The organism is Eubacterium oxidoreducens (genome assembly GCF_900104415.1).
GTDB classification, from domain to species: Bacteria; Bacillota; Clostridia; order Lachnospirales; family Lachnospiraceae; genus Eubacterium_C; species Eubacterium_C oxidoreducens.
In genome coordinates this window covers 1-2,325 of record NZ_FMXR01000033.1, presented here as the reverse complement: position 1 = coordinate 2,325, position 2,325 = coordinate 1, and the positions used below count along the sequence as shown (strand labels likewise).

Sequence of the window (2,325 nt, the reverse complement as noted above, 5' to 3'; positions counted from 1 at the left end):
TTGTCTATGTCGCCGGAGCGAATTAATGAACTTATTTATCCTGATTCTTTCGGCCGCAAACAGGTAAAAGAAGAACCTGATTGGGAGACAATTCATAAGCGCCTCCTATCTAGTCGAAGAATTAATCTTCAGTATATTTGGCAAGAAGAATACCGACTAGATAATCCGGATGGATATAGTTATAGTCGATTTTGCGCTAAATATAACGAGTGGAAGAAATCTTCCGGTAAAAATGTAATTCTTCCTCAAGAAAGAGAACCTGGAAAAGAACTCTTTATTGATTGGATAGGTGATACTTTACCATGTGTCATGGACTATGGAACTGGAGAAATACATGATGCGCATTTCTTCGTAACCACGTTAGGTGATAGTTCCTATCCGTTTGTAGAGGCATTCCCTGATGAAACTCAAATGAGTTGGAATCAGGCTCATATCGATGCATTCGAATGGTATGGTGGGCTGCCGCGCATACTTGTGCCAGACAACTGCAAAACAGCGGTTATACATACAAACCTTTATGATCCTCAAATCAATCATTCTTATCGTGATTTAGCGAGGCATTATCAAGTTGCAATTATACCTGCGCGTGTTCGTAAACCGAAGGATAAACCTTCGGTAGAATCCGGTGTGGGTTGGTTAGAAACTTGGCTTTTGGAATGGTTGAAGCAAAGAATCTATTATAGTTTTGAAGCATTAAACCATGACATTAAAGAACGCCTGTATGAATTAGTCGAGCGTGATTTTAAGCATCGTACCGGTTCAAGAAAAAGTAACTTTATTGCTTTGGATAAACCTATGCTCCGTCCTTTGCCTAAGGAACCGTTTGTATTCTATGACACGGTTCGAATTAATAAGGTGCCAAACAACTATCATGTGCCCTATGACGGATTTTATTATTCAGTCCCGTACAGTTTCTATCATCGTTCAGTATGTATTCATGCTTATGCTAAAAAGATTGAAATATACGATGAAATAGGTAATCGTATTGCCATTCACGAAAGACGCCGTTCTGGAAAGCGCTATGTTACTTCTATAGACCATATGCCTGAAAACCATAAGGCTGTCGTTGAATTTAATAATTACAATGGCCATTATTATCGCCAGCGTGCTGCAAAGATTGGAAATGACACATTCATTTTTGTCAAGACCTTGTTAGAGTCCGTAGACTTCGAGGAGCAGGCTTACAAATCATGCATGGCAGTTATAAACTTCAGCCGTACCTATGGTAATAACAGGGTAAACAAGGCCTGTAAAAAGGCATTGGAATTACACTCTGTTAATTATACAACCCTGAAAAACATTCTCAAGAATGGTCAGGATAAGCAACCCGCAAACAACACAGCCGATGCGGATACTCCAACTCCATATCATGAAAATCTCCGTATCGGAGAATGGATGTAAAGGAGGTATCCATCATGAACTATCAAACAGTAGAGCAACTAACAGAAATGAAGTTGCATGCAATGAAACTTGAATACGCAAGGCAAGAAGAACTACCGGCTTCATCAGAGCTTTCCTTTGATGATCGACTAGCAATGATTGTCACTGCTCAGTATGATGCACGAGTTCGAGCAAAAACGAATCGGTTAATCAAAAAAGCGGAGCTAAGAGAGCCAACAGCAAGCCTGTCTGATATCGATTATGATTCGGCACGAAAGCTTAAAAAAACAGATGTTGTTCGATTGGCGGATTGCCAATGGATTAAAAGCGGTAACAATCTCATCATCACAGGTGCAACTGGTGTTGGGAAGACATATCTTCTTTCTGCTTATGGCAGGCAAGCTTGTATGCAAGGATATTCCGTGAAGTGTTATCGAACTACACGTTTGCTAACCAACCTTACGATTGGAAAAGGGGATGGTTCATATAACAAGCTTATGAAAGACTTGGTGCGTCCTGATTTACTGATTCTAGATGACTTTGGTATGAAACAACTCGATTTAGGGATGACCCAAGATTTCTTAGAAATCATAGAAGAGCGATACCACCATCAGAGATCAGTGGCTATATCTGCCCAGCTTCCGGTGAAAGACTGGCCTTCGGTTTTCAAGGATCCAACCATCGCAGATGCGGTCTTAGATCGAATCGTGCGAAATGCATATCGCTTCAACCTAAAAGGCCCATCTAGGCGACCTACGGTCGAACATATGCCGGCTTACGCAGATGACAGCGCAAGCGAAAAAGAGTATATTGAACAGTAGAAGTCATCTTGTCTACTTGATACAGGAATCTTGTCCGGATGTTATAAGAACTAACGTCCGAATAATGCAGGAACCAATGTCCGGATGTTACAGGATGCTTGTACCAAATAGGCAAGAATAATCA

2 protein-coding genes are annotated in these 2,325 nt (G+C 40.9%); both read left to right on the top strand.

Features of this window, described 5'->3' with window-relative positions; translation table 11 throughout:
• Positions 1-1,401 (top strand): IS21 family transposase (gene istA, locus BLS20_RS13470; protein WP_143010284.1); only part of this gene is annotated, 1,401 nt, incomplete at its 5' end.
• Positions 1,402-1,415: 14 nt separating this feature from the next.
• Positions 1,416-2,201 carry an IS21-like element helper ATPase IstB gene (istB, locus tag BLS20_RS13465; RefSeq protein ID WP_176762429.1) on the top strand — a complete coding sequence of 262 codons (786 nt, stop codon included), beginning with the start codon at positions 1,416-1,418 and terminating at the stop codon, positions 2,199-2,201.
• The last annotated feature ends 124 nt before the right edge of the window (positions 2,202-2,325 follow it).